The 22,199-nt window shown below is 70.7% G+C and carries 18 protein-coding genes and 1 tRNA gene; 11 read left to right on the top strand and 8 right to left on the bottom strand.

The window, feature by feature from the left end; all coding sequences use genetic code 11:
* Nucleotides 1-108: 108 nt before the first annotated feature.
* On the bottom strand, nt 109-960 hold the full coding sequence (locus V5F49_RS01320; protein ID WP_394116324.1) for an amino acid ABC transporter substrate-binding protein: 852 nt from the start codon (nt 958-960) through the stop codon (nt 109-111).
* Nucleotides 961-1,205: 245 nt separating this feature from the next.
* Here V5F49_RS01320 and V5F49_RS01315 point away from each other — a divergent pair, with 245 nt between their 5' ends.
* The 3 genes from V5F49_RS01315 to V5F49_RS01305 are packed head-to-tail and all read left to right on the top strand — an operon-like array spanning nt 1,206 to nt 3,798.
* The gene (locus V5F49_RS01315; RefSeq protein ID WP_394116325.1) at nt 1,206-2,210 is read left to right on the top strand and encodes an ABC transporter substrate-binding protein; all 1,005 of its coding nucleotides are present in this window, start codon (nt 1,206-1,208) and stop codon (nt 2,208-2,210) included.
* Nucleotides 2,211-2,212: 2 nt separating this feature from the next.
* Nucleotides 2,213-2,998: an ABC transporter permease gene (locus V5F49_RS01310; protein ID WP_394116326.1), complete on the top strand. Its 786-nt coding sequence runs from the start codon at nt 2,213-2,215 to the stop codon at nt 2,996-2,998.
* Nucleotides 2,999-3,000: 2 nt separating this feature from the next.
* Nucleotides 3,001-3,798, top strand: a complete 798-nt coding sequence (locus V5F49_RS01305) for an ABC transporter ATP-binding protein (protein WP_394116327.1) — start codon at nt 3,001-3,003, stop codon at nt 3,796-3,798.
* Nucleotides 3,799-3,844: 46 nt separating this feature from the next.
* On the opposite strand, the gene V5F49_RS01300 is transcribed toward V5F49_RS01305, so the two are convergent.
* On the bottom strand, nt 3,845-4,762 hold the full coding sequence (locus tag V5F49_RS01300) for an NAD(P)/FAD-dependent oxidoreductase (RefSeq protein WP_394116328.1): 918 nt from the start codon (nt 4,760-4,762) through the stop codon (nt 3,845-3,847).
* 192 nt (nt 4,763-4,954) lie between these two features.
* On the opposite strand from V5F49_RS01300, the gene V5F49_RS01295 reads away from it, so the two are divergent.
* Entirely contained in the window at nt 4,955-5,662 is a 708-nt protein-coding gene (locus V5F49_RS01295; protein WP_394116329.1) for a VIT1/CCC1 transporter family protein, read from the top strand.
* 245 nt (nt 5,663-5,907) lie between these two features.
* Here V5F49_RS01295 and V5F49_RS01290 read toward each other — a convergent pair whose 3' ends face one another.
* Entirely contained in the window at nt 5,908-6,774 is an 867-nt protein-coding gene (locus V5F49_RS01290) for a LysR family transcriptional regulator (protein WP_394116330.1), read from the bottom strand.
* A gap of 100 nt (nt 6,775-6,874) precedes the next feature.
* Between V5F49_RS01290 and V5F49_RS01285 the strand changes: the two genes are divergently transcribed.
* Nucleotides 6,875-7,864, top strand: coding sequence for a quinone oxidoreductase family protein (locus tag V5F49_RS01285; protein WP_394116331.1), 990 nt, complete (start codon nt 6,875-6,877; stop codon nt 7,862-7,864).
* A 285-nt stretch (nt 7,865-8,149) separates the two neighbouring features.
* Here the strand turns inward: V5F49_RS01285 and V5F49_RS01280 are convergent, their stop codons facing one another.
* Nucleotides 8,150-9,061, bottom strand: a complete 912-nt coding sequence (locus V5F49_RS01280; RefSeq protein WP_394116332.1) for a LysR family transcriptional regulator — start codon at nt 9,059-9,061, stop codon at nt 8,150-8,152.
* A 223-nt stretch (nt 9,062-9,284) separates the two neighbouring features.
* Here V5F49_RS01280 and V5F49_RS01275 point away from each other — a divergent pair, with 223 nt between their 5' ends.
* From V5F49_RS01275 to V5F49_RS01265, 3 genes are all read left to right on the top strand, one after another.
* Nucleotides 9,285-9,587 (top strand): DUF485 domain-containing protein, encoded by a 303-nt coding sequence (locus tag V5F49_RS01275; RefSeq protein WP_394116333.1) that lies wholly within the window; start codon nt 9,285-9,287, stop codon nt 9,585-9,587.
* On the top strand, nt 9,584-11,086 hold the full coding sequence (locus tag V5F49_RS01270) for a sodium:solute symporter family transporter (protein WP_394116334.1): 1,503 nt from the start codon (nt 9,584-9,586) through the stop codon (nt 11,084-11,086). The genes V5F49_RS01275 and V5F49_RS01270 overlap by 4 nt, the downstream gene beginning before the upstream one ends.
* Nucleotides 11,087-11,182: 96 nt before the next feature.
* On the top strand, nt 11,183-12,667 hold the full coding sequence (locus tag V5F49_RS01265) for a CoA transferase (protein ID WP_394116335.1): 1,485 nt from the start codon (nt 11,183-11,185) through the stop codon (nt 12,665-12,667).
* A gap of 416 nt (nt 12,668-13,083) precedes the next feature.
* Here V5F49_RS01265 and V5F49_RS01260 read toward each other — a convergent pair.
* The 4 genes from V5F49_RS01260 to V5F49_RS01245 all read right to left on the bottom strand — a co-directional run bounded on the left by V5F49_RS01260 (nt 13,084) and on the right by V5F49_RS01245 (nt 16,644).
* Nucleotides 13,084-13,160 (bottom strand) — tRNA-His (locus V5F49_RS01260).
* A 149-nt stretch (nt 13,161-13,309) separates the two neighbouring features.
* Nucleotides 13,310-13,507: a hypothetical protein gene (locus tag V5F49_RS01255; RefSeq protein WP_394116336.1), complete on the bottom strand. Its 198-nt coding sequence runs from the start codon at nt 13,505-13,507 to the stop codon at nt 13,310-13,312.
* Nucleotides 13,508-13,542: 35 nt separating this feature from the next.
* Nucleotides 13,543-14,502, bottom strand: a complete 960-nt coding sequence (locus V5F49_RS01250; protein ID WP_394116337.1) for a PDR/VanB family oxidoreductase — start codon at nt 14,500-14,502, stop codon at nt 13,543-13,545.
* 87 nt (nt 14,503-14,589) lie between these two features.
* Complete coding sequence (locus V5F49_RS01245; protein WP_394116338.1) at nt 14,590-16,644, bottom strand: acyltransferase family protein; 2,055 nt, start codon at nt 16,642-16,644, stop codon at nt 14,590-14,592.
* A gap of 285 nt (nt 16,645-16,929) precedes the next feature.
* On the opposite strand from V5F49_RS01245, the gene V5F49_RS01240 reads away from it, so the two are divergent.
* From V5F49_RS01240 to alaS, 3 genes are all read left to right on the top strand, one after another.
* On the top strand, nt 16,930-17,952 hold the full coding sequence (locus V5F49_RS01240) for a glycosyltransferase family 2 protein (protein WP_394116339.1): 1,023 nt from the start codon (nt 16,930-16,932) through the stop codon (nt 17,950-17,952).
* Between the two features lie 116 nt (nt 17,953-18,068).
* Complete coding sequence (gene recA, locus V5F49_RS01235; RefSeq protein WP_394116340.1) at nt 18,069-19,154, top strand: recombinase RecA; 1,086 nt, start codon at nt 18,069-18,071, stop codon at nt 19,152-19,154.
* A gap of 174 nt (nt 19,155-19,328) precedes the next feature.
* Nucleotides 19,329-21,983 (top strand): alanine--tRNA ligase, encoded by a 2,655-nt coding sequence (gene alaS / locus V5F49_RS01230; protein WP_394116341.1) that lies wholly within the window; start codon nt 19,329-19,331, stop codon nt 21,981-21,983.
* Nucleotides 21,984-22,199: the final 216 nt, after the last annotated feature.

The following is a 22,199-nucleotide window of genomic DNA, read 5'->3' as shown; positions in this document are numbered from 1 at the left end:
CTCCTTCACTGTACCGGCGGGGCGGGTGCCCCGGTAAGGTGGGCCCCCGCTCTTGCAGCAAACATGCCAGCGGCGGGAATTCCGTCCGGCGCGCCCCTGGCCGGCGCGCTATTTCGGCACGCCGTTGATGATGAAGAGCGCGTTCAGGAACTGGTCCGGCGGGAACTTCCCGAAGCTGCGGGCATAGATGTCGCGGATGCGGTCGGTGCGGTAGAGGTCGGCCAGGGTGGTGTCCACCACAAGGCGGAACGCCTGGTCGCCGCGCGGCAGGGCCAGGGCGTAGGTCTCGAAGGTGAAATACTGGTCCGACAGGCTCAGCCGGTTGCCGAACGGGCTGTTGGCGATCAGATAGTTGAGGATGCCACGGTCGCCGAAATAGGCGTCGAGCTTGCCGTCGGCGAGCTGGCGCAGCCCGTCGGGATGATCGGTGACGGTGACGATCTCCACCGGCACGCGCATCTGCCCGAGGGTCGCGCGCAGGTTCTCCTCGGTGGTGGTGCCGCGCAGCACGCCCACCTTCTTGCCCTTCAGCTCCTCCAGCCCCTTCACCGGCGCGCCGCGAGTCACGACGCCGGCGCCGTCGAGGAAGGTGGGCAGCGAGAAATCCACCAGCGCGCGGCGCGACATGGTCATGGATGTCGGCTCGCACAGCACGTCGATGCGTCCGTCCCGCACCGCCTCGAAGCGGTCCTCGGCGGTCACCTTCACGTATTCCACCGGCATGGCCGGCAGCTTCATGGCGCGCTTCACGCCGTCCGCCACCTCGCGGCACAGGTCGACGATGTAGCCGGCGGCCTGGCCGTTGGCGCCGGCATAGGAATAGGGCGGGGCGAACTGCCGGTAGCCGATGCGGAACGCCTCGCCCCGCGCCACGCGGTCCAGCGTCTGCGCGCCGGCCGGCGCAGCGACGGCGACGAGGGCCGCCGCGAGCAGGGCCGCGCCCCTGATGATTGCACTCAAACCGGCCCTGTACGCCCCACCCATCGCGGCCCCCTGCGGTCCGTTTGGCGTGATCTTGCCCCGCGCACGATGCCGGGCCAAGGGATTCGGCACCCATGGGCGGACGCGGGGCGCATATTGTGGCGCGAAAGCAACCCCCGGCGATTGCGCCGCAGCCGTCCGGCTTTGTCGCGGAGCCGGAATACTATATCTATTCGGATATAGCTTTTCCGGCCGCACTGGCTTTTTGGGGCGGGGATTTCGATATGACGATTTTGCTCAACCGGCGCCGCATGCTGGGCGCCATGGCTGCCACCACCGCCGCTGCGGGCGGGTTCGCCCTGCCGAGGGGCCCGGCACTCGCTGCTCCTGCGAAGGGGCTGGATATCCTCGGGGCACCCAACGGCTCCACCATCGTGCTGCTGCGGCTTCTCCAGTCGGGAGCCCTCAACGCGACCGCGCCCGACGCCTCCTTCCGCCTCTGGCGGGACACGGACGAGCTGCGCGCCGCCATCGTCTCCGGCCGCACCAGCCTGTTCACGACGCCCACCCACGTTCCGGCGAACCTCGCCAACCGCGGCCTGCCGCTGAAGCTGTTCGCGATCCTGTCCATGGGCCATCTGTTCGTCGTCTCCGCAGACGCCGGCATCACCTCGTTCAAGGATCTCGCCGGCAAGGAGCTGGTGGGCTTCTTCAGGAACGACATGCCCGACCTCGTCTTCCGCTCCATCGCCCGCGGCCATGGCATGGACCCCGACAAGGACATGACCATCACCTATGTGCGCACCCCCATGGAGGCGGCACAGATGCTCGCCGCCGGCCGCGCCACCACCGCCATCCTCTCCGAGCCGCCGGCCACCGCCGCCATCATGATGGCGCGGAAGGAGGGCCGCACGCTCAATCGCGCCATCAGCCTGCAGGAGGAATGGAAGCAGCAGCACGGCGGCCTCGGCCTGCCCATGGCCGGCATCGCCGTGCACGAGCGGCTGATCGAGGAGAGCCCGGAGCTGATGAAAGCTCTTGCTGCCGGCCTGCCCGGCGCGCGCGACTGGGTGATGGCCAACAAGGCTGAGGCAGGCCAGCTCGCCGAGGAGAAGATGGACGTGAAGGCGCACATGTTCGCCAACGCCCTCGACCATTTCAACGTGGTGGCCGAGCCGGCGGCGAAGCTGAAGCCGGGCCTTGTCGCCTTCTACGAGACCCTGCTCTCGTTCCAGCCCGAGGCGCTGGCCGGCAAGCTGCCGCCCGACAGCTTCTATCTCGACTTCTGACCATGGACGCCCGCGCGTCCGGCATCCCGGTCCGCTCCGCGCTGTGGGGCGCGGCCGGGCTCGGCCTGCTGGCGGCGGCGTGGCAGTGGGGCGCCATCGCCTTCGGCCCGTTCGTGCTGCCGAGCCTTGCGGAGACGGCGGCGGCCATCGGCGGCCTCGTTTCGTCCGGCAAGGCCGCGCCGGCCCTCCTCGCGACCCTCGTGCACGCGCTCGCCGGTTGCGCCGCAGGGGGCGCCGCCGGCTTCGTGCTGGGGGTCGCGGGGGGACTGGCGCTGCCGGCGGGCGCCATGTCCTATCCCGTGTTCACCGCGCTCCTCGGCACGCCGCCCATCGCCTGGGTGGTGCTGGCGCTGCTGTGGTTCGGTCCGGGCGGCGCCGCCGCCACCTTCACGGTGGCGATCACGGCCGCGCCCATCGTGTTCATCGCCGCGCTGCAGGGCGTGCGCAGCCGCGACCCCTCGCTGGCCGAGATGGCGGCGCTGTACCGGGCGCCGGCGGTGATGCGGCTGACCGATCTGGTCCTGCCCGCGCTCGCCGATTTCCTCATTCCCGCCCTCGCCACGGCGCTGGCCTTCTCCTTCAAGGTGGCGGTGATGGCCGAGGTGCTGAGCGGCGCGGACGGGGTGGGCGGCGGCATCGCCATTGCCCGCGCCCATTTCGACCTGCCGCAGACCATGGCCTGGATCGTGCTCGCGGTGGCGACGCTGATCGCCGCCGACGCCCTCCTGCTGGCCCCGCTGCGGCGCTGGCGCACGGGCGCGGGCGGGCCGGCTGCGGCGGAAGGTTGACGATGCTCACCCTCAACAACCTTGCGCTCCGGTTCGGGGAGGCGGAGATCCTTGGCGGCATCGACCTTCGGGTGCGCGCCGGCGAGCTCGTGGTGCTGCTCGGGCCCTCGGGCTGCGGCAAGACCAGCCTCCTGCGCATCGCCGCCGGCGCGGTGGCGCCCACGGCGGGCCGGGTGGAGAACGGCTTTCGCCGCATGGCCATGGTGTTTCAGGACCCACGTCTGCTGCCGTGGGCCGATGCGCGCGACAATGCCGCCTTCGGCCTCAAGGCCGCCGGCGTCCGCAGGGCGGAGCGCCGTGACCGGGCCGGGGCCATGCTGATGCGGCTGGGCTTTGCCGCCGGCGACCTGCGCAAGCGCCCGGCCCAGCTCTCGGGTGGGATGCTGCAGCGGGTGGCGATCGCCCGCGCCTTCGCTTTGTCGCCGGATCTGGTGCTGATGGACGAGCCGTTCTCGGCCCTGGACGTGGGGCTGCGGCACGACCTGCAGGCGCTGCTGCGGGCGGAGGTGGAGGGTGCGGGTGCCGCGGTGCTGTTCGTCACCCATGACGTGACCGAGGCGGTGCGGCTGGCGGACCGGATCGTGGTGTTCTCGCCGCGCCCCGCCCGCGTGGTGGCGGACCTGCCGCAGACGCCCATGGTGGCGTCGATCGGTGCCGCCTACGAAGCCTCCGCCGCGCTGCTGCGCCGGCCGGAGGTCGCCGCTGCCCTCGCGCCGCCGGCGCCACCGCGCCCTTCAAGCGCCGGCGCGGGCCCGGACCGGCTCTCGCTCGCGGGGAAGCCGCACGCGGCGGCTCGCTGAGGGGGCAGGGACGAGAGCGGCGGACGCGATGCGTCGCCGACGCCGCTCAGCCCCGCACCGGATCGCTGGCGGCGCGGCGGACCCGTTCGGCGAAGCGGGCCACGGCGTCCTGCTCCAGCGTGCGCTGGATGGCCTTCGCCGCCACCACCCCGTCGGCCATGGAGGTGACGCAGCACGGATGCATCCGCTGGGCGATCTCGCCGATGGCGTAGAGGTCCGGCACCGAGGTCTCGCAATCCCGGCTGGTCTCCACGAAGCCGCGCGGGTCGCGGGCGAGGTTGAGGTGGAGCGCGTAGGGCAGGTAGGGCTCCCAGCCGTAGAGCACCACGAAGCGGTCGAAGGCGAGCCCCGCCACCTCCGGGATCTCGGGCGCCACATGATAGGGGCCGACGCGCACGTCGGCCGGCGGCACCTTCTCCAGGAATTCGCGTCGCGCGCGGATGCTGCGGGCGTAGATGGTCACCTCGGCCGCGCCGCGCTTGCGCACGAAGATGTAATTCTCGAACGCATTGTCGCCGCCGCCGAGGATGGCGACGCTCTGGCCCTCGAAGCCGGCGTTGAACATGGTCCGGCCGGGCCCGACGATGACCCGCTCGGAGGCGGTGAACCCGCCGCGCACCGGCCGCACGCCGGTGGCGAGCACGCAGGTGCGGCCATGGACGATCTCGCCCGTGGCGGTGGTGACGCGGAAGCCGCCCTCCACCACGTCCAGCGCGCTCACCGCCTCGCCGAGGCGGCAGACGATGTCGTGCTCCACCAGATGGGCGTGGATGTCGGCGGCGATGTCGAGGCCGGTCTTGTCGCGGACGGGAGCGATCCACTGGTTGGGGTAGGGATTGTCGTTCTGCAGCCCGCCCAGCGTGGTGCGGCGCTCGATGATGCACGGGCGGAAGCCGAGCATCTTCAGCCATAGCGCGCAGGATGCGCCGGCCGGCCCCCCACCCAGGATCACCGCGTCGAACATGTCGCCTTCGTTCCTGCCTGCCCTTGCGTGGAGTACGGAACTTTAGGCGAGCCGGATCAGCCCGGCTAGGCGGGGGGTGCGCCTGCGCGTGGACCCCTCGCATTCGACCGGGGTCGACGCCGGCGCCCGGCCCGTGCCAGATGGGCGCGAAGGTCCGCCGGGCGGCCGGCGCCGGCCTGAAGGAGCGTCCCCATGCCCCCGGATCCCGCCTCGCCCGTCGCTCCGCCGCTTCCGCTGCCCGCCCGGGTGCTCGCCTCGCTGAAGGCGTCCATCGGCGATGTGGTGTTCGGCATGGAGGATGGCACCGTCTCCATCTTCGGCCTGGTGTTCGGCGTGGCCATGAGCACGGACGATCCGCGCACCGTGCTCATCGCCGGCGCCACCGGCGCGGCGGCGGCCGCCGTTTCCATGATGGCGGGCAGCTATCTCGACGCCGAATCCGTGCGCGACGCCCGAGCGGTGAGCCGCGCGGCGCCGGTGGACCCGGCGGCGGCGCGGGCCGAGGCGCAGGCCATCACCGCCGCGCTCGCGCGGGCCGGCATGGCGGCGGAGGATGTGCGGCAGGTGGGCGACGCGCTCGCCCGCTCGCCCCGCGCGGCCCTCGGCCTGAAAGCCGAGTTCGCCGATGCGGACGATGGCGCGAGCCCCGCCTCGCACGCCTTCTGGATGTTCGTGTCGGACCTGTTCGCCGGCTTCACGCCGGTGCTGCCCTTCGCCTTCCTGCCCATGGACAGCGCGCGCATCGTCTCGCTGGTGCTGACGACGATCCTGCTGGTGGCGCTGGGCATCGGGCGCGGCGTGGTGGCGCGCAAGTCCATTTTCCGCTCCACGCTGGAGACGCTCTCCATCGCCGCCTCCGCCGCGGTGGCAGGCGTGGTGGTGGGGCGCCTGCTGTCCTGAGTGGCGGTGCCGGGCCGCCTGCGGCTCGTGGGGCCTGCGCCGGTTGGGGCAGTGGACGGCGGCCCCGGCCTTTGGCGGCGGACCTCCGGGCGCATGGAACAGGTCCCGGACCGGAGCGGATGTGGATCGCGGCAGGGAAAGGCCATGCCGGGCGCGGCCTGTGTCGCCGAACCACGCCGGACATGAGTCGCGACCGGTTCCCGCCTGCTCACATGGTCAGCACGCGTGCGCGGACGGTCCGGGACCTATCGGGCCGCAGACGTCCGCAGCTCGCGGCAGACGGCGATGAGGTGGTCCATCACCGCGCGCACCCGCGCCGCGCGGCGCACGTCCGGATGCACCAGCAGCCAGAGCTCGCGCGGCAGGCTCCCGGCCTCGCGCACGCAGACGAGATCGCCCGCCGCCTGCGCGATCACGTGCGGCACGGCGGCGAGCCCCATGCCGGCGCGCGCCGCCGAGACGAGACTGGACAGATCGTTGCTCATGAAGGCGACGGGCCGGTCCCCGGCCATGGCCCGCAGCCAGACTTCCTGGGGCGAGCGGGCCAGTTCCTCGTCGTAGCCGACGAAGCTCCAGCGCGCCTCGGGCGTTGCCTCCACATACGCGCGTGAGCCGTAGAGCCCGTAGGCGATGGCGCCGAGCCGGCGGGCGACGAGGCCGCTCTCGCGTGGCCGCGACAGGCGCAGCGCCAGGTCCGCCTCGCCACGGGACAGGCGGACGGCCGAGGCGGTGCCGGTCACGTCCAGCACCAGCGCCGGGTGACGGGCGAGCAGCGGGGCGAGGCGCGGCACCAGCCAGTGGCTCGCCAGCGCCGGCGGCGCGCTGATCCGCACCCGCCCCTCGATCTCCGCTCCGGCGCCGGCGGCGAGGCGGGCGATGCCCAGCACCTCCCGCTCCACCGCGCCCGCACGCTCCAGCAGCTGCTCCCCTTCGCGGGTCAGCGCGTAGCCCCGGGGCAGGCGGTCGAACAGCTTCAGGGAAAGGTCGGCCTCGAGCCCGGCGATGCGGCGGGCGACGGTGGAATGGTCCGTACCCAGCCGCCGCGCCGTCTCCGACAGGCTGCCGCAGCGCGCCAGCCCCACGAAGAAGCGCAGGTCGTCCCAGTCGCGCATGTCGCCTCTGCGCAAAAACACCCAGATGATGTGAGCTTATCTTGAATTCACGCCCAGCAACAGCCCACCTAGGGTCGCGCCAGTTCACAGGAGGCATTCCATGACCGGCGCGACCACCACATTCGCCATCGAGCTTGCCGGCTCCGGCGGCATCGAACAGTTCCGTCCGGCCGAGCGGCCGCTGCTCCAGCCCGGCGCGGGCGAGGCGCAGATCCTGCACACGGCCATCGGCGTCAATTTCGTCGACATCTATCACCGCACCGGCCTCTATCCGGCCGGCCCGCTGCCCGCCGTCCTGGGGGTCGAGGGCGCGGGCGTGGTGACGGCGGTGGGGCCGGGGGTCGAGGGCCTGTCCGCCGGCATGCGCGTCGCCTACGCCGGCCTGCCCGTGGGCGGCTATGCGCAGGCGCGCAACATCGCCGCCGCGCGGCTGGTGCCGGTGCCGGACGCCATCGACGATCGCACCGCCGCCGCCGCCATGTTGCGCGGCATCACCGCCCACATGCTGCTGCGCCGGGTGCGCCCGGTGGGGCCGGGCAGCACCGTGCTGGTCCATGCGGCGGCGGGCGGTCTTGGACTGGTGCTCACCGCCTGGGCCAGCCGCCTCGGCGCCCGTGTCATCGGCACGGCGGGCTCCTCCGCGAAGGCGGACCTTGCCCGCGCCCGCGGCGCCGAGCACGTGATCCTCTACAAGGAGGAGGATTTCGTCGCCGAGGTCCGTCGCCTCACGCAGGGTGTGGGCGTGGACGTGGCCTATGACGGGATCGGCGGCGACACGCTGCTGCGCACCCTGGATGCGGTGCGCCCCTTCGGCATGGTGGCGAGCATTGGCCAGGCGGCGGGTTCGCTGCCGCAGATCGCCCTGACGGATCTCGGCCCGCGCCGCTCGCTCGCGCTCAGCCGGCCCAGCGTCTTCGCCTATGCCAATGATCCGGTGGCCTACCGGCAGGCGGCGCAGGATCTGTTCGAGGAGATCGCCCGCGGCCTGCCCGTCACCATCGGCGCCGAGCTGCCGCTCGTCCGCGTGGCGGATGCCCACGTCATGCTGGAGCGGGGCGAGACCACCGGCTCCCTGCTGCTCGTGCCCTGACCATGTGCCGGCTTCCCGGGGGCTGCAAAGGCCCCGGGGGGCAGGCGGGGCGACCGGTCGGGCGCGTGGCGGTGGCTCGCCGGCGGGGAGGGCGATCGCCAGCGCCTGAGGCCGGGCACAGGCCGGTTCTCCGGCTGGGAGAGGGGCTTGTTAGCGAGCGCTGCCCCTGATGCACGGGGCAGGGGATCGGGCCGGATGGTCCCGCGCGCGGCGCCGGACGCCGTGTCCGCACAGCCCGCATCGCTGCGACCGCACGACCCTGCACGGCGACGACCGGTGCGCCGGTCAGCCCCACCGCGCGGCAGCGTCGGCCGCGACCTTTTCGGTCCCTTCGGACGGCGGTTCCGCGACATCCAGGAAGGCCGTGAGCGCCGGGGAGACATAGACCCGCGCCGGCCGGATGAAGAGCGTCTCCACCCGCGCTTCTTCCTCGGGCAGGGTTAGAATGGAGACGGCGTGGTTGCGCGCGTGGGCGGCGATGAGGTCCGCCGGCAGCAGTGTCAGCCCCATGCCGGCGGAGACGCAGGCGAGGATGGCGTCGAGGCTGCCGTATTCCAGCGTGCGCGCCACCGCAATGTTGCGCCGGGCGAGCAGCTGCTCCAGCCGCTGGCGGTAGGAGCAGCCGCGGCGGAAGACGAAGATGTTGGCCTGCCCGCGCTCGGCGAAGTCATCCAGCGAGCGCACCTCCGGACCTGCCACCACGGCCAGCTCTTCCAGGAAGGCGCGGCGGGCGACCAGCCGGGGGTGGGCCACCGGCCCGCAGATATAGGCCCCCTCCAGTTCCTGCTGCAGCACCTGCTCCGTCAGCTCGGCGGTGGTGCCGGTGCGCAGGGTCAGGTCCACGTCGGGATAAAGGCCGGAAAAGCTCACCAGCCGCTCGCTGAGGCGCAGCGCCATGGTGGTTTCCATGGCGCCGATCAAAAGCGGCCCGCGCGGCTTGTCCGATGCGGTCACCGACAGCCGCGCCTCGCGCAGCAGCCGTCCAACCTCGGCGGCGAAGGGCAGGAGCCGTTCTCCGGCCGTGGTCAGCTTCACACCACGCGAATGGCGGTCGAACAGGGTGACGCCGAGGTCGGCCTCGAGCTTCTTGATGCGGTTGGTGACGTTGGACTGGGCGGTGTTGAGGCGCGTCGCCGCCCCGCCGATGGAGGCTTCCCGGCTCACCGCGATGAAGAACTCAAGGTCGGTGCTGTGCATCAGCCATCTCATTTTCAGATGACTATGATCAAATCAAACCATTTCTGGAATGTCAAAGCCGCTGTTAGCCTCGAAAATGGTCAGGGCAAGATCCTGATTGAAAATGAGGCAGTCGGCGGCCGGAGCCCTTCCCAACCGCGACGCCGCATTCCGTGACGCGCGTGCGCTCCGCATCGGAGGACGGGTGCCGCCGGGCGTCGGCCATCCAGAGAAGGGAATAAAAATGACCTCCCAGACCAGACCGCACCGCCCCGCCGGGGACGAGGGAGCCGCCCTCGGCCTCACGGCAACCGCCATCCTCGCCTGCTGCTATCTCGCCTTCACCGCCCTCGGGGCGTTCGCCCCGGCCCTGCTGGCGCTGCCGGTCACGCCCGGTGGCGCCATCACCTGGGCCTTCGCGCTCGGGCTCGGCGTCATCGGCCTCGGCTTCGTGCTCACCGTGGTCTACGCGGTGGCCGCGAACCGGCGGGAGAACGCCGCGACCGCCCGGCCCGCCATCCTGCCTGCGGAAGGGGTGGCGCGATGAACTTGATCGCCATCTCCTGCTTCCTCGCCATCGTGGTGCTGTCGCTCGCCATCACCTGGTGGGCGGCCCGAAACACCAAGGGCACCAATGATTTCTATGCAGCCGGCGGCAATGTCACGAGCCTGCAGAACGGCCTTGCCCTGGCGGGGGACGCGTTGTCCGCCGGCGCCTTCCTCGGCCTCACGGGGCTGATCTTCACCAGCGGCTTCGACGGCTACATCTACGCCATCGGCTATTCCACCGGCATGCCCATCGTGGTGTTCCTGCTGGCGGAGCGGCTGCGCCGGATGGGCAAGTTCACCTTCTCGGACGTGGTGAGCCTCCACCTCGAGGAGACGCCCATGCGCATCTTCGGCGCGGTGGCGTCGCTGGTGGTGATCGCCTTCTATCTCATCGCCCAGACCGTCGGCGCCGGCGCCCTCATCGAGCTGCTGTTCGGCATCGACTTCAAGGTGGCGGTGACCCTCGTTGGCGCGCTGATGATCTGCTACGTCATGTTCGGCGGGATGATGGCCACCACCTGGGTGCAGATCGTCAAGGCCTGCCTGATGCTGGCCGGCGGCGCGCTCATCGCCGTGCTGGTGCTGCAGCGCTTCGGCTACGACCTCTCGGCCCTGCTCAAGGGCGCCGCGTCGGCCCATGCGAAGGGAGCCGGCGTGCTCGCCCCGCAGGCGGCCTCCCGCTCGCCCTTCTCGGCGCTGTCGCTGGCCCTCGCGCTCATGTTCGGCACCGCCGGGCTGCCGCACATCCTGATGCGCTTCTTCACCGTCCCGGATGCCCGTGCGGCGCGCAATTCGGTGGTGTGGGGCACCGCCTTCATCAGCACCTTCTACGCCGCCACCGCCATCTTCGGCTTCGGCGCCATCGTCATCCTGTCGGGCGATGCCTCGGCCGTCGGCGCGGATGGCAAGGTGATCGGCGGGGTCAACATGGTGGCCGTCCACCTCGCCCGCGTCCTCGGCGGCGACGTGATGCTGGGGCTGGTCTCGGCCGTGGCGTTCGCCACCATCCTGGCCGTGGTGGCCGGGCTGACGCTGGCGGGGGCTTCCGCCGTCAGCCACGACCTCTACGCCCGGGTGGTCCTCAAGGGTCATGTGGACGAGAAGCGGGAGCTGAAGATCTCGCGTCTCGCCACGGTGGCGCTCGGCCTGTTCGCCATCGCGCTGGGCATCGCCTTCCAGGGCCAGAACGTCGCCTACATGATCTCGCTGGCCTTCGCCATCGCCTGCTCCTCCACCTTCCCGGTGCTGGTGCTGTCGATCTACTGGCGCGGGCTGACGACACGCGGCGCCATCGCCGGCGGCAGCATCGGGCTGCTGGCGGCGCTGGGGCTCACCGTGCTCGGCCCCTCCATGTGGGTGAAGGTGTTCGGCTTTGCCGCGCCGGTGGTGACGCTCGATCCGCCCACCCTCATCTCCATGCCGCTGGCCTTCCTCACCTGCTGGCTGGTGTCGACGGTGGAACGGCGCGGCGCGCGCGTCCTGCCCGGAGCCGCCTGATCGCTCGGCCGGGGCGGAGCGGCCCCGGCCCCTCCCGAACATCCGGACGGGCGCGCCCCGCGCCCATGCCTTCCCTTGCACTGGTGATCCGACTCCATGACCACGATCGATCCGCAAAGCCTGAACACGTTCCGCGAGTTGATGGCCATCCGCTCCGGCCCGGACCTGCCGGCCGGCGAGGTGACGCTGACCGGGCGCGACCCGTTCTTCCCCACGCCCCTCCGCATCGGCGAGGTGTCGGCGGCGGTGCTGGCCGCGCGCGGCGTTGCCGCCAACGACCTGTGGGCGCTGCGCACCGGCCGCCGCCAGACCATCGCCGTGGATGCCCGGGCCGCGGCGGCGACATCCCTCTCCGGCGGGGAGGAGACCCTGCTGAAGGGCGAGGACGGCTGCTACCATCCCATTCCCGCCTCTGCCGCGGTGAAGCACATGGTGGCGCTCACCCAGCCCTGGGCGACCAAGGATGACGGCTGGGTGCTGCCGCACACCAACCTGCCCCATCTGGAACGGCGGGTGCTCGACGTGCTCGGCTGCGACAGCTCGGTGGAGGGTGTCGCGCGCGGCGTGGAGCGCTGGGAGGCCGATGCGCTGGAGGACGCGCTCGCCGCGGCGCGGGCATGCGGCGGCAAGGTGCGCACGCCGGAGGAATGGCTCGCCCATCCCCATGGGGCCTATCTCGCCTCCCGTCCGGTGGTCGAGATCACCAAGGTGGCGGACAGCGCGCCCGAGCCGCTGCCGGAGGAGGGCGATGCGCCGCTCTCCGGCCTGCGGGTGCTGGACCTCACGCGCATCCTTGCGGGACCCACCGCCGGCATCAGCCTCGCCGAGCACGGGGCCGACGTGCTCATGGTCACGGCGCCGGACCTGCCGCAGGTCCCGGCCTTCGTGCGCGACACCAGCCACGGCAAGCGCAGCACCTTCCTCGACTTCACCCGCCCGCAGGAAGCGGCGCGCCTGCGCACGCTGGTGCGCTCCGCCGATGTGTTCATCGACGGCTACCGGCCCCATCGCCTCGCGGCCCATGGCTTCGGCGCGGAGCAGCTCACGGCCCTGCGGCCGGGGCTGATCCATGTCTCGGTGAACTGCTTCGGCTCGGGCGGTCCGTTCGCCGATCGGGCGGGATGGGACCAGGTGGCGCAGGCCGTCACCGGCATCTGCCACACCCAGGGCGAGATGAGCGGCGCCGGGCGCCCGCAGCTGACGCCGGTGTTCATGTGCGATTTCATCACCGGCTTCCTCGGCGCCTATGGCGCAATGCTGGCGCTGGCGCGCCGTGCGCGCGAGGGCGGCAGCTACCGGGTGCAGGTCTCCCTGTGCCAGTCGGCCATGCTGCTGCAGCGGGAAGGGCTGGTGGCGGACTTCGCCGAGGCGCCTGGCCGGCTCGCGCGCGAGGAGTTCGAGGCGCTCTCGGTGCGCGTCGACGGCACCTGCTACGGCGACCTGAAGACCCTCGCCCCGGTGCTGCGGATGTCGCAGACGCCCTGCCGCTGGTCGCGCCCGACCCCGCGCCTCGGCAGCGACCGCGCCGAGTGGCTGGGCGGCGACGCGCCCGCGCGCCTGCCGGCGGCGGCTGTCGCCTGACGCGCGATGTGTCCGGGGGGCGCCGCTCGCCGCGCTCCCCGGATGGCGCGCTCCACGCCCGCCCCGGACTTCGCCCGTGGTGGATGCTTGCGGGGGTGGCCCGCCCCTCGGCGCGATGCTGATCCCCGCCCAAGCCGCTCCCCGCCGCCGCCGCTCCCTGCCGGCGCCGCTGCCCGACGGACTGCGCCGCTCGTGGCGTCGCCGAGGCGGGGGCGGCGGCGGGCGCGCGATGATGCCGCGACCGGGCGCGCGCTCCGCCGCCGCTTGTCCCGCATATGGTTCTGAGCCGGGCGATCGGCACCGGCTCGGATTCGACGTGCGGGAGGCGCCGGGCCGGTGCCGCGGCGTCCGGCATGCGCGGACGCGAACCGGCCTTGCGACCGATGCTTCAAGTCTCTGCTGTTCTTGATGCCTGATGGTACAGGTGGGTGGGCTCGAACCACCGACCTCCGGTTCCACAGACCGGCGCTCTAACCAACTGAGCTACACCTGCACGGTCACCGCGGCGCGAGGCGCCTGCGGAGAGCGCGGAACCTACGCGGACGACCGGGTAATTTCAAGAGGCCCTTTGGCGCAAGCCACAACCGATTTCAAGGCCCCCCGCCGGGCCTCCGCGGGTGGCGATGCCACCCGCGCCAAGCCTCAGTTCGCCAAGATGAAATTGGCGTCGGTGGTGAGTGTCTCCACCTTGGTCAGGATGGAAACCCAGGCCGCATGCTCCTCCGACTTGCCGCCCATCTCGAAGCTCTCCGCCATGCGTGCGGCGAAGGCGACGCCTTCCGGCCCGTACTGCTCGGCGATGACGAAGGCGGCGCGCCAGGCATCCTCTTCGCAAACCATGGTCCGTCCCCCGCGCGAATGATGGTTTCCGCCTGTCACAAATCCAACACGAGCAGGTCGCCTTTGCCCCGCGAGACGCAGGCGAGGAACCAGCCCTGGGCCTTCTCCTCCGGCTTCAGGCGCTTGTCGCGGTGGTCCACCTCGCCCTCCACCACCTTGACCTTGCAGGTGCCGCAGGCGCCCTGCTCGCAGGAGGTGGGCACCTTCACGCCGGCCTCCTCCAGCGCGGTGGAGACCGAGCGGTCGCCGGGGATGGTGATGACCTGCCCGGTGCTGGCGATCTTCACGTCGAACACCTTGTCCAGCAGCGGCGGCGGCGCCTTGGCGGTGAAGCGCTCCACGTGGATGCGGTTGACGCCGTAGCCCTTCTTCTGCGCTCCGGCGACGATGGGGTCGAGCCACCAGTCCACCCCGCACAGGAACAGGTGGGTGTCGTCCGGCCGGTCGGACAGCAGGGCCTGCGGGTTCATGCGCGGCTCGGTGGTCTCGAGATAGAAGGTGGTGTTCCCGGCGTAGGGCGAGGCTTCGATGGTGGAGCGGAACGAGCCCGGGGAGCCGCCGGCGAACATGTAGTGGAACTCGAAGGGGATGCCCTTCGCCTTCAGGTGGTCGGCGATGGAGAGCACCGGCGTCGCGCCGATTCCGCGCGCGAACAGCAGCGCCCGCTTGACGTCGCGCGGCACCGCGAACCGGTTGCGCGGCACCCCCACGGCGAGGCGGTCGCCCTCGTTGACGGTCTGGAACAGGGCCTTGGAGCCGCCGCGGCTGTTGGCATCCTTCCACACGCCGATGACATAGCGGTGCCGCTCGCTGGCGCTGTTGCACAGGGAATACTGGCGCACCAGCCCGCCCGGCAGGGTCACGTCCACATGGGCGCCCGCCGTGAAGGCGGGGAGGGCCTCATCGTCCGCCGGCACGAGCTCGAGCGAGATCATGTTCTCGGCTTCGATCGTCTTGCGGGCGACCACCACCGGGTGAAGCGCTTCGTCCGACATCGCACACTCTCCCTCCGCACACAGGACCTGGACCGGGACAAGCAAGCCCGGGGCCAGTTCGCGGGGCAGGGGAGGGCGCGCCCGCCCTCAGGGCTTCAGGGCGGAGCTCTCGCTGCGGCTGCCGGCCGCGAGCGCGTCGGCGATCGCCTTGCGCAGGGCCGGGTTCTCCCCGGCGAACCGGGCGCCGGCGGAGGACAGGTGGTCCATGTCGAAATAGTAGAACTTCAGCCCGTCGGCGGCCTTGCAGGTGTCACCGGCGCAGAACACGTCCGACATGTTGAAGGCGGTGACGCCCTTGTGGCGCGCGGCGGTGGAGGCGATCACGTCGTTGGCGTAGCCCACGTCGGCCAGAACGTCCTTCAGGCTGCGCGAGACGCAGGTTTCGTGGCTGCCGGAATGGAAGAACTCGCTGCGGGCGACGCAGCGCGGCACCGGATTGGGATATTGCGGCGACTGGCCCAGCACGATCACCTGCGAGCCGATCTCGCGCAGGGTCGTCACCGTGCGGTCCAGCATGTGCACGAACACCCGCGAGCTGTTCCTGGGGTTGAGCTCCTGCCCGCCCGGCAGTTCGTCGGTGATGAGGGTGAAGCCGGCCCCGGCCATGGTGGTCCACAGCGCCCAGCGCCCCACCAGGATCACCACCTTGGGCTTCACCCGGCGGATCTCATCGATCACCGAGGCATTGAAGGTGGTGCAGAAGCTGCTCAGCACCAGATCGCGCCGCGCCACGCCGCCGATGAGGGGCGGGCAGCCGGCCATGGTCTGGAGGCGCGCGGTGTAGCCCATCGCCGCCACCTGCTCGGCGATGCCGAGGAAGGTGGCGCCGGCATGGGAATCGCCCCACATCACCACGTCGTAGGTGCCCTTGGCGAGGCCCGGACCGATGCCGCAGGCCGTCATGGGCTTCATGTCGGCCTCGCTCCAGAACTTCTTCTCGTTGTTGCAGTCGCGCTGGAACGTGCTCTTGTCGTCGGCCGCGGCCTCGGCCATGGCGCCCACCGGCGAGATGGAGAAGAAGCCCTGGCCCGCCCGCTCGATGCCGACGGCCACGAGGATGGTGGCGAGGATGGCGCCCGCCCCGGCGGCGATGCGTGTCATCCGCCGGCCGCCCAGCGCGTCCGAGCGGCGCATAGGGGTCTCGATGTACTTCAGCGTCAGCGCCGAGAGGGCGATGGCGAGCACCACCAGCAGGCCGGACTGGATATGCGTCAGGCTGCGGCCGCGCAGGATGGTGGGCAGCACCAGCAGCGGCCAGTGCCACAGGTAGAGCGAATAGGAGATGCGGCCCACGTACACCATGGGACGCAGGCTGAGGATGCGCGAGACGATGCCCGACGGCGCGAAGCTGCCGGCATAGATGATGGCGGCCGCGCCCAGCACCGGCGGAGCGGCGGTGAGGCCGGGGAAGGGGGTGTCGTGGTCGTACAGGAACACCGGCACCACGATGGCCAGCGCGCCGGCCGCAGCGACCCATCCGGCCACCTTCTGCGGAATGCGAGGCCAGGCGAACAGGGCGAGCAGCGAGCCCACCAAAAGCTCCCAGGCGCGGCTGGTGAGCAAATAGAAGGCCGCGTGGCGATCCACCTCCACGATGCTCTGGGCGTACACCGCCGAGACGATCGCGATCAGGGTGAGCCCCGCCAGCGCCACCTTGCGCCCGCCAAGCCGCATGAGCGCGAAGAGCACCAGCGGGAAGAAGATGTAGAACTGCTCCTCCACCGCCAGCGACCACAGGTGCAGCAGCGGCGCCTCGGCCGCCTTCGGGCCGAAATAATTGAGCAGGTTCTGGAAATAGATGTTGGCATAGAACAGCGCCGCCGGCGGCAGCATCTGCACGTATTCCATCATCTGCCGCGGCATCAGGATCAGCGCGCACAACAGCGTCGTCACCGCGATGACGGTGAACAGCGCGGGGAAGATGCGGCGGATGCGCCGGTCGTAGAAGTCGACCAGCGAGAAATTCCCGTTGCTGATCTCGCGGTAGATGATGGAGGTGATCAGGAAGCCGGAGATGACGAAGAAGACATCCACGCCGATGAAGCCGCCGGAGAACGGCGGAAAACGCGCGTGATAGAGCACGACGCTGCCCACCGCGACGGCGCGCAGGCCGTCAATGTCGGACCTGTAGGCCAGACTCATCCGCTTCCCTTTCGACACCTGCCCGTTCGACGCCCGCCCGTCCGGCGGCCACCCGCCGAAATCGGGGCGCGCGCCCGGACGCTCCCGCGCCCGGATGCCCACGGGCGCCGCGATCCGCGCGCCCTTCCCGGCCGGGGACGCATTTAGCCGCTTAACGGCGGAGCGGCAACCGAGGCGCGCGCCGGCCGGGCCGGAGCGTCGTCGTCGGCGGGGCGTTCCGCGTCGCGTTGACACCCCGACGGCGGCGCTTATGGTCCCTGCGCCTTTTGCCAGGAGACGGGTCCCATGAAGCTCACCGCCATCTCGTTGGTCCGCGACGAGGCGGACATCATCGAGGCGTGGGCGCGGCACAATCTCCAGATGGTGGACCGGCTCTATGTGGTGGACGACGGCTCCACCGACGCCACGCCGGAAATCCTGCGCCGGCTCGCGGCCGAGGGGCTGGACGTGCGCATCGTCGACGACGGCGTGCATGCGAGCCTGGTGCAGAGCCGCCGCATCCGCGCCCTCATGGCCCATGCGGTGAGCGACGACAGCTGGGACTACGTCTTCCCCATCGATGCCGACGAGTTCATCGCCGCCGAGAGCCGGCAGGTGCTGGAGGAGGATCTCGCGGCGCTGCCGGCCCCCCACGTGGGCGGGCTGTGCCCCCTGCATTACCGCAGCAGCCCCCAGGACGACCCGGCCGACCCGGATCCGCTGTCGCGCCTGAAGAACGTGGTGGTGCACGATCCCTATCCGTTCAAGGTGGCCATTCCGCGCCATCTGGCGGAGCACCCCGAGACCGGCATCCAGGACGGCTACCACAAGATCACCCAGTGGCAGAACGTCATCCCCTCGCCGATCCTGCCGCGGGTGCCGCTGGCGCATTTCCCCATGCGCTCGCGCGAGCAGCTCGTGGCGAAATGCGTCATCGGCTACATGCGCTGGCGGGCGCGCGACGATTTCCGCGAGACCTTCGCCACCATGATGATGGAGGCGGCGCGCATCCTGCGGGACGAGAAGACGCTGGAGCTTGAGCATTTCGAGCGGTTCGAGGCCACCTACGCGCCCTATTCCGGCAACGCCACCATGTTCCGCCCCTTCACCGAGCGGCGCGGGCGGGTGGCCTATTCCGACCTTTCCGCCACCTATCCCTACCGCCGCATCCTCGCTGCCGCAGAAGGCCTGATCGACGGCGCGCGCGCGGCCGCGCAGGAGAACCGGGCGCTGAAGCACCAGCTGGAGCTGAGCCGGGGCGGCGCCTTCTCCCACTTCGTCGCCAAGACCCGGCGCTCCCTCATGAAGCGCCTCACCCGGCGGGGCTGACACGGCCCTTTAACCACATCGCGCCTCCAGCGGAGAGAACATATTGCGAACATGGAACAAAGCATGTACAAGTCGGGTGTTCTCATTTCCCCTTGCGCCAATACCGGAGCGCGGCGATGACTCAGGCGACACTCCGACTCGTCGAAGGTTCTTCCATGGATAAGACCAAGGCGCTGGATGCCGCGCTCTCCCAGATCGAGCGGCATTTCGGCAAGGGCTCGATCATGCGGCTCGGCAAGGGCGGCAAGGCCCTGGAGATCGAGAGCATTCCGACCGGCTCGCTCGGGCTCGACATCGCGCTCGGCATCGGCGGCCTGCCCAAGGGCCGTATCGTCGAGATCTATGGGCCGGAATCGTCGGGCAAGACCACGCTCGCCCTGCACGCGGTGGCGGAATCGCAGAAGCGCGGCGGCACCTGCGCCTTCATCGACGCCGAGCATGCGCTCGATCCGATCTACGCCCGCAAGCTGGGCGTGAACCTTGACGACCTGCTCATCTCACAGCCGGATGCCGGCGAGCAGGCGCTGGAGATCGCCGACACGCTGGTGCGCTCGGGTGCGGTGGACGTGCTGGTGGTCGATTCGGTCGCCGCGCTGACGCCCCGCGCCGAGCTCGACGGCGAGATGGGCGACAACCAGCCGGGCCTGCAGGCGCGCCTCATGAGCCAGGCGCTGCGCAAGCTCACCGCCTCGATCTCCAAGTCCAACACCATGGTCATCTTCATCAACCAGATCCGGATGAAGATCGGCGTGATGTACGGCTCGCCGGAGACCACCACCGGCGGCAACGCGCTCAAGTTCTACGCCTCGGTGCGCCTCGACATCCGCCGCATCGGCGCCATCAAGGAGCGTGACGAGGTGGTGGGCAACCAGACCCGCGTGAAGGTGGTGAAGAACAAGCTGGCCCCGCCCTTCAAGCAGGTCGAGTTCGACATCATGTACGGCGAGGGCGTGTCCAAGACCGGCGAGCTGCTGGATCTCGGCGTGCGCGCCGGCGTGGTGGAGAAGTCCGGCGCGTGGTTCTCCCACGACAGCCAGCGCCTCGGCCAGGGCCGTGAGAACGCCAAGACCTTCCTCAAGCAGAACCCGGAGATTGCCGGTCGGATCGAGGCTGCGATCCGTCAGAATGCCGGCCTCATCGCCGACCAGATTCTCGCCGGCACCCCGGAAGAGGACGCCGAGGGCGACCCCGCCGACGCCTGAGGACACGGACGCCTTTCTGGACAAGCGGCGAGGGCGTCGCTAAACGAACCCGGTTCCGGCGGACCGTACCCGTGTCCGCCGGAACCGCGCGGCCTGCCGGTGGGCCGGCCGGCGCGGAGCGATCACTCACCGGCTCCGCCCTGCGGACCCGGACCGAAGGGCAATGGCCGGCACATGAGCGGCGTCAACGAGATCCGGTCGAGCTTCATCGACTACTTCGTCAAAGCGGGCCACGAGGCGGTGTCGTCCTCGCCCCTGGTGCCGCAGAACGATCCGACGCTCATGTTCACCAACGCGGGCATGGTGCAGTTCAAGAACGTCTTCACCGGTGTCGAGAAGCGTCCCTATTCCCGTGCCGTGACCTCGCAGAAGTGCGTCCGCGCCGGCGGCAAGCACAATGATCTCGACAATGTGGGCTACACCGCGCGGCACCACACCTTCTTCGAGATGCTCGGCAATTTCTCGTTCGGCGACTATTTCAAGGATCGCGCCATCGAGCTGGCATGGAACCTCGTCACCGGCACCTTCGACCTGCCGCGCGAGCGCCTGCTCGTCACCGTCTACAGCGAGGACGAGGAAGCACACGCCCTCTGGAAGAAGATCGCTGGCCTGCCGGACGACCGGATCATCCGCATTTCGACCTCCGACAACTTCTGGTCCATGGGCGATACCGGCCCGTGCGGCCCGTGTTCCGAGATCTTCTTCGATCACGGCGATCACATCTTCGGCGGCCCGCCGGGCTCGGCCGACCAGGACGGTGACCGGTTCATCGAGATCTGGAACCTGGTCTTCATGCAGTACGAGCAGCTGCCGGGCGGCGAGCGGGTGGCGCTGCCGCGGCCGTCCATCGACACCGGCATGGGTCTCGAGCGCGTCTCCGCCGTGCTCCAGGGCGTGCATGACAATTACGACACCGACCTCATGCGCGCGATCATCGCCGAGGTCGCCGAGCTGACCTCGGTCGATCCGGACGGCCCGCAGCAGGCGAGCCATCGCGTGATCGCGGACCACCTGCGCGCGTCCGTCTTCCTCACGGCCGATGGCGTGCTGCCGTCCAACGAGGGGCGGGGATATGTTCTGCGCCGCATCATGCGTCGCGCCATGCGCCACGCTCAGCTGCTCGGCGCCAAGGATCCGCTGATGCACCGTCTGGTGCCGATCCTGGTGCGCGAGATGGGCCGGGCCTATCCCGAGATCGTCCGCGCCGAGGCTCTCGCCGAGGAGACGCTGCTTCTCGAGGAGACCCGTTTCCGCCGCACGCTCGAGCGCGGCCTCTCGATCCTTGAGGAGGAGAGTTCCGGCCTCGTTGCCGGAGCCAGCTTCCCCGGTGAGGTGGCGTTCAAGCTGTACGACACCTACGGCTTCCCGCTCGATCTCACCCAGGACGCCTTGCGCGCCCGCGGCATCAGCGTGGACACCGACGGTTTCGGCGCCGCCATGGCGCGGCAGAAGGCCGAGGCGCGCGCCAGTTGGGCGGGCTCCGGCGAGGCGGCGACCGACACGCTCTGGTTCGCCGTGCGCGACAAGGTCGGCGCCACCGAGTTCCTCGGCTATGAGACCGAGAAGGCCGAGGGCGTGGTGACTGCGCTGGTCCGCGACGGGGTCGAGGTGGACAGCCTCGGGGCCGGCGAGACCGGTCTCGTCATCCTCAACCAGACGCCGTTCTATGCGGAATCGGGCGGTCAGGTGGGCGACACCGGCCGCGCGAGCGGCGAGGGCGGCATTGCCGTGAGCGTGGTGTCCACACAGAAGAAGCTGGGCGACCTGTTCGTGCACGAGGTGAAGGTGGAGGCCGGCACGCTGAAGCGCGGCACGGCGCTGGTGCTGGATGTCGACCATGCGCGGCGGTCGTGCGTGCGTGCGAACCACTCGGCCACCCATCTGCTGCACGAGGCCCTGCGGCGCGTGCTGGGCGACCATGTCGCCCAGAAGGGGTCGCTGGTGGCGCCCGACCGTCTGCGGTTCGATTTCGCCCACCCCAAGCCGGTGAGCGATGCGGAGCTGGCGCGGGTGGAGGACATCGCCAACCATTTCGTGCTGCGGAACGAGCCGGTCGAGACGCGCCTGATGGCTGTTGACGACGCCATCGCGTCCGGCGCGCGGGCCCTGTTCGGCGAGAAGTACGGCGAGGAGGTGCGCGTCGTGTCCATGGGCACGGACGACGGCAATGGCGCGCCGTACTCGGTGGAGCTGTGTGGCGGCACCCACGTGCGTCGCACCGGCGATATCGGGCTGATCTCGGTCGTGTCCGAGGGCGCGGTCGGCTCGGGTGTGCGGCGCATCGAGGCAATGACCGCCGATGCCGCACGGCGGCACCTGAATGCTGCGTCGGCGGCCTTGGCGGCCTCGGCCGCGACGCTGAAGGCGCCGGTGGCCGAGGTCGAGGCGCGCGTGGCGACGCTGGTCGAGGAGCGGCGGCGCCTCGAGCGCGAGCTGGCCGATGTCCGCAAGAAGCTCGCCATGGGCGGGGGCCAGGGTGGCGCCGAAGGCGGCGTGCGCGCCGTGGGTGACGTGAAGCTCCTGGCCCGGCACGTGGAAGGCATCGAGATCAAGGATCTCAAGAGCCTGGTGGACGAGGGCAAGAAGCAGATCGGTTCCGGTGTCGTCGCCATTGTCGGTGTCACGCCCGATGGCAAGGCGGGTGTCGTCGTCGGCGTCACCGCCGATCTCACCCCCCGCTTCGACGCTGTCGCTCTGGTGCGCCGCGCGGCCGAGGCTCTGGGTGGGAAGGGCGGCGGCGGACGGCCCGACATGGCGCAGGCCGGTGGTCCCGACGGCGCCAAGGCGGAAGACGCGCTGGCGGCGGTCGAATCCGCTCTCGCTGGCTGATCGGCTCCGGCGGCTTGCGGTCGCGTGAATGCGCGCGGCCGCCGGTGGTATCGCGGGGACGTGGGACATCGCGCCTGCGGGCACCCGGTGCTTCCGCCTGTCGGCATGGGCGCGTGGAGTGCGTTCCGGCGCCCGAGGCGCCGCGTGCGTGATGATGCGCCGCTTCGCTGTCGTCCCAAGGTGTGGCGTCGCGTCGGGCGGCACCGGGGATTTGGC

The organism is Xanthobacter lutulentifluminis (assembly GCF_043194675.2).
In the GTDB taxonomy this organism is placed as follows: domain Bacteria; phylum Pseudomonadota; class Alphaproteobacteria; order Rhizobiales; family Xanthobacteraceae; genus Xanthobacter.
Note: the sequence above shows the minus strand (reverse complement) of the source record. Positions and strands in the feature narration are given on the sequence as shown.

What these genes read in the sequence shown, in the direction of transcription:
- V5F49_RS01285 (WP_394116331.1), top strand. Translation starts at nt 6,875, where the DNA reads ATGACCGGCGCGACCACCACATTCGCCATCGAGCTTGCCGGCTCCGGC.
- V5F49_RS01255 (WP_394116336.1), bottom strand. Translation starts at nt 13,507, where the DNA reads ATGGTTTGCGAAGAGGATGCCTGGCGCGCCGCCTTCGTCATCGCCGAG.
- alaS (WP_394116341.1), top strand. Translation starts at nt 19,329, where the DNA reads ATGAGCGGCGTCAACGAGATCCGGTCGAGCTTCATCGACTACTTCGTC.
- V5F49_RS01305 (WP_394116327.1), top strand. Translation starts at nt 3,001, where the DNA reads ATGCTCACCCTCAACAACCTTGCGCTCCGGTTCGGGGAGGCGGAGATC.
- V5F49_RS01315 (WP_394116325.1), top strand. Translation starts at nt 1,206, where the DNA reads ATGACGATTTTGCTCAACCGGCGCCGCATGCTGGGCGCCATGGCTGCC.
- V5F49_RS01310 (WP_394116326.1), top strand. Translation starts at nt 2,213, where the DNA reads ATGGACGCCCGCGCGTCCGGCATCCCGGTCCGCTCCGCGCTGTGGGGC.
- V5F49_RS01300 (WP_394116328.1), bottom strand. Translation starts at nt 4,762, where the DNA reads ATGTTCGACGCGGTGATCCTGGGTGGGGGGCCGGCCGGCGCATCCTGC.
- V5F49_RS01295 (WP_394116329.1), top strand. Translation starts at nt 4,955, where the DNA reads ATGCCCCCGGATCCCGCCTCGCCCGTCGCTCCGCCGCTTCCGCTGCCC.
- V5F49_RS01280 (WP_394116332.1), bottom strand. Translation starts at nt 9,061, where the DNA reads ATGCACAGCACCGACCTTGAGTTCTTCATCGCGGTGAGCCGGGAAGCC.
- V5F49_RS01240 (WP_394116339.1), top strand. Translation starts at nt 16,930, where the DNA reads ATGAAGCTCACCGCCATCTCGTTGGTCCGCGACGAGGCGGACATCATC.
- V5F49_RS01265 (WP_394116335.1), top strand. Translation starts at nt 11,183, where the DNA reads ATGACCACGATCGATCCGCAAAGCCTGAACACGTTCCGCGAGTTGATG.
- V5F49_RS01270 (WP_394116334.1), top strand. Translation starts at nt 9,584, where the DNA reads ATGAACTTGATCGCCATCTCCTGCTTCCTCGCCATCGTGGTGCTGTCG.
- V5F49_RS01250 (WP_394116337.1), bottom strand. Translation starts at nt 14,502, where the DNA reads ATGTCGGACGAAGCGCTTCACCCGGTGGTGGTCGCCCGCAAGACGATC.
- recA (WP_394116340.1), top strand. Translation starts at nt 18,069, where the DNA reads ATGACTCAGGCGACACTCCGACTCGTCGAAGGTTCTTCCATGGATAAG.
- V5F49_RS01290 (WP_394116330.1), bottom strand. Translation starts at nt 6,774, where the DNA reads ATGCGCGACTGGGACGACCTGCGCTTCTTCGTGGGGCTGGCGCGCTGC.
- V5F49_RS01275 (WP_394116333.1), top strand. Translation starts at nt 9,285, where the DNA reads ATGACCTCCCAGACCAGACCGCACCGCCCCGCCGGGGACGAGGGAGCC.
- V5F49_RS01245 (WP_394116338.1), bottom strand. Translation starts at nt 16,644, where the DNA reads ATGAGTCTGGCCTACAGGTCCGACATTGACGGCCTGCGCGCCGTCGCG.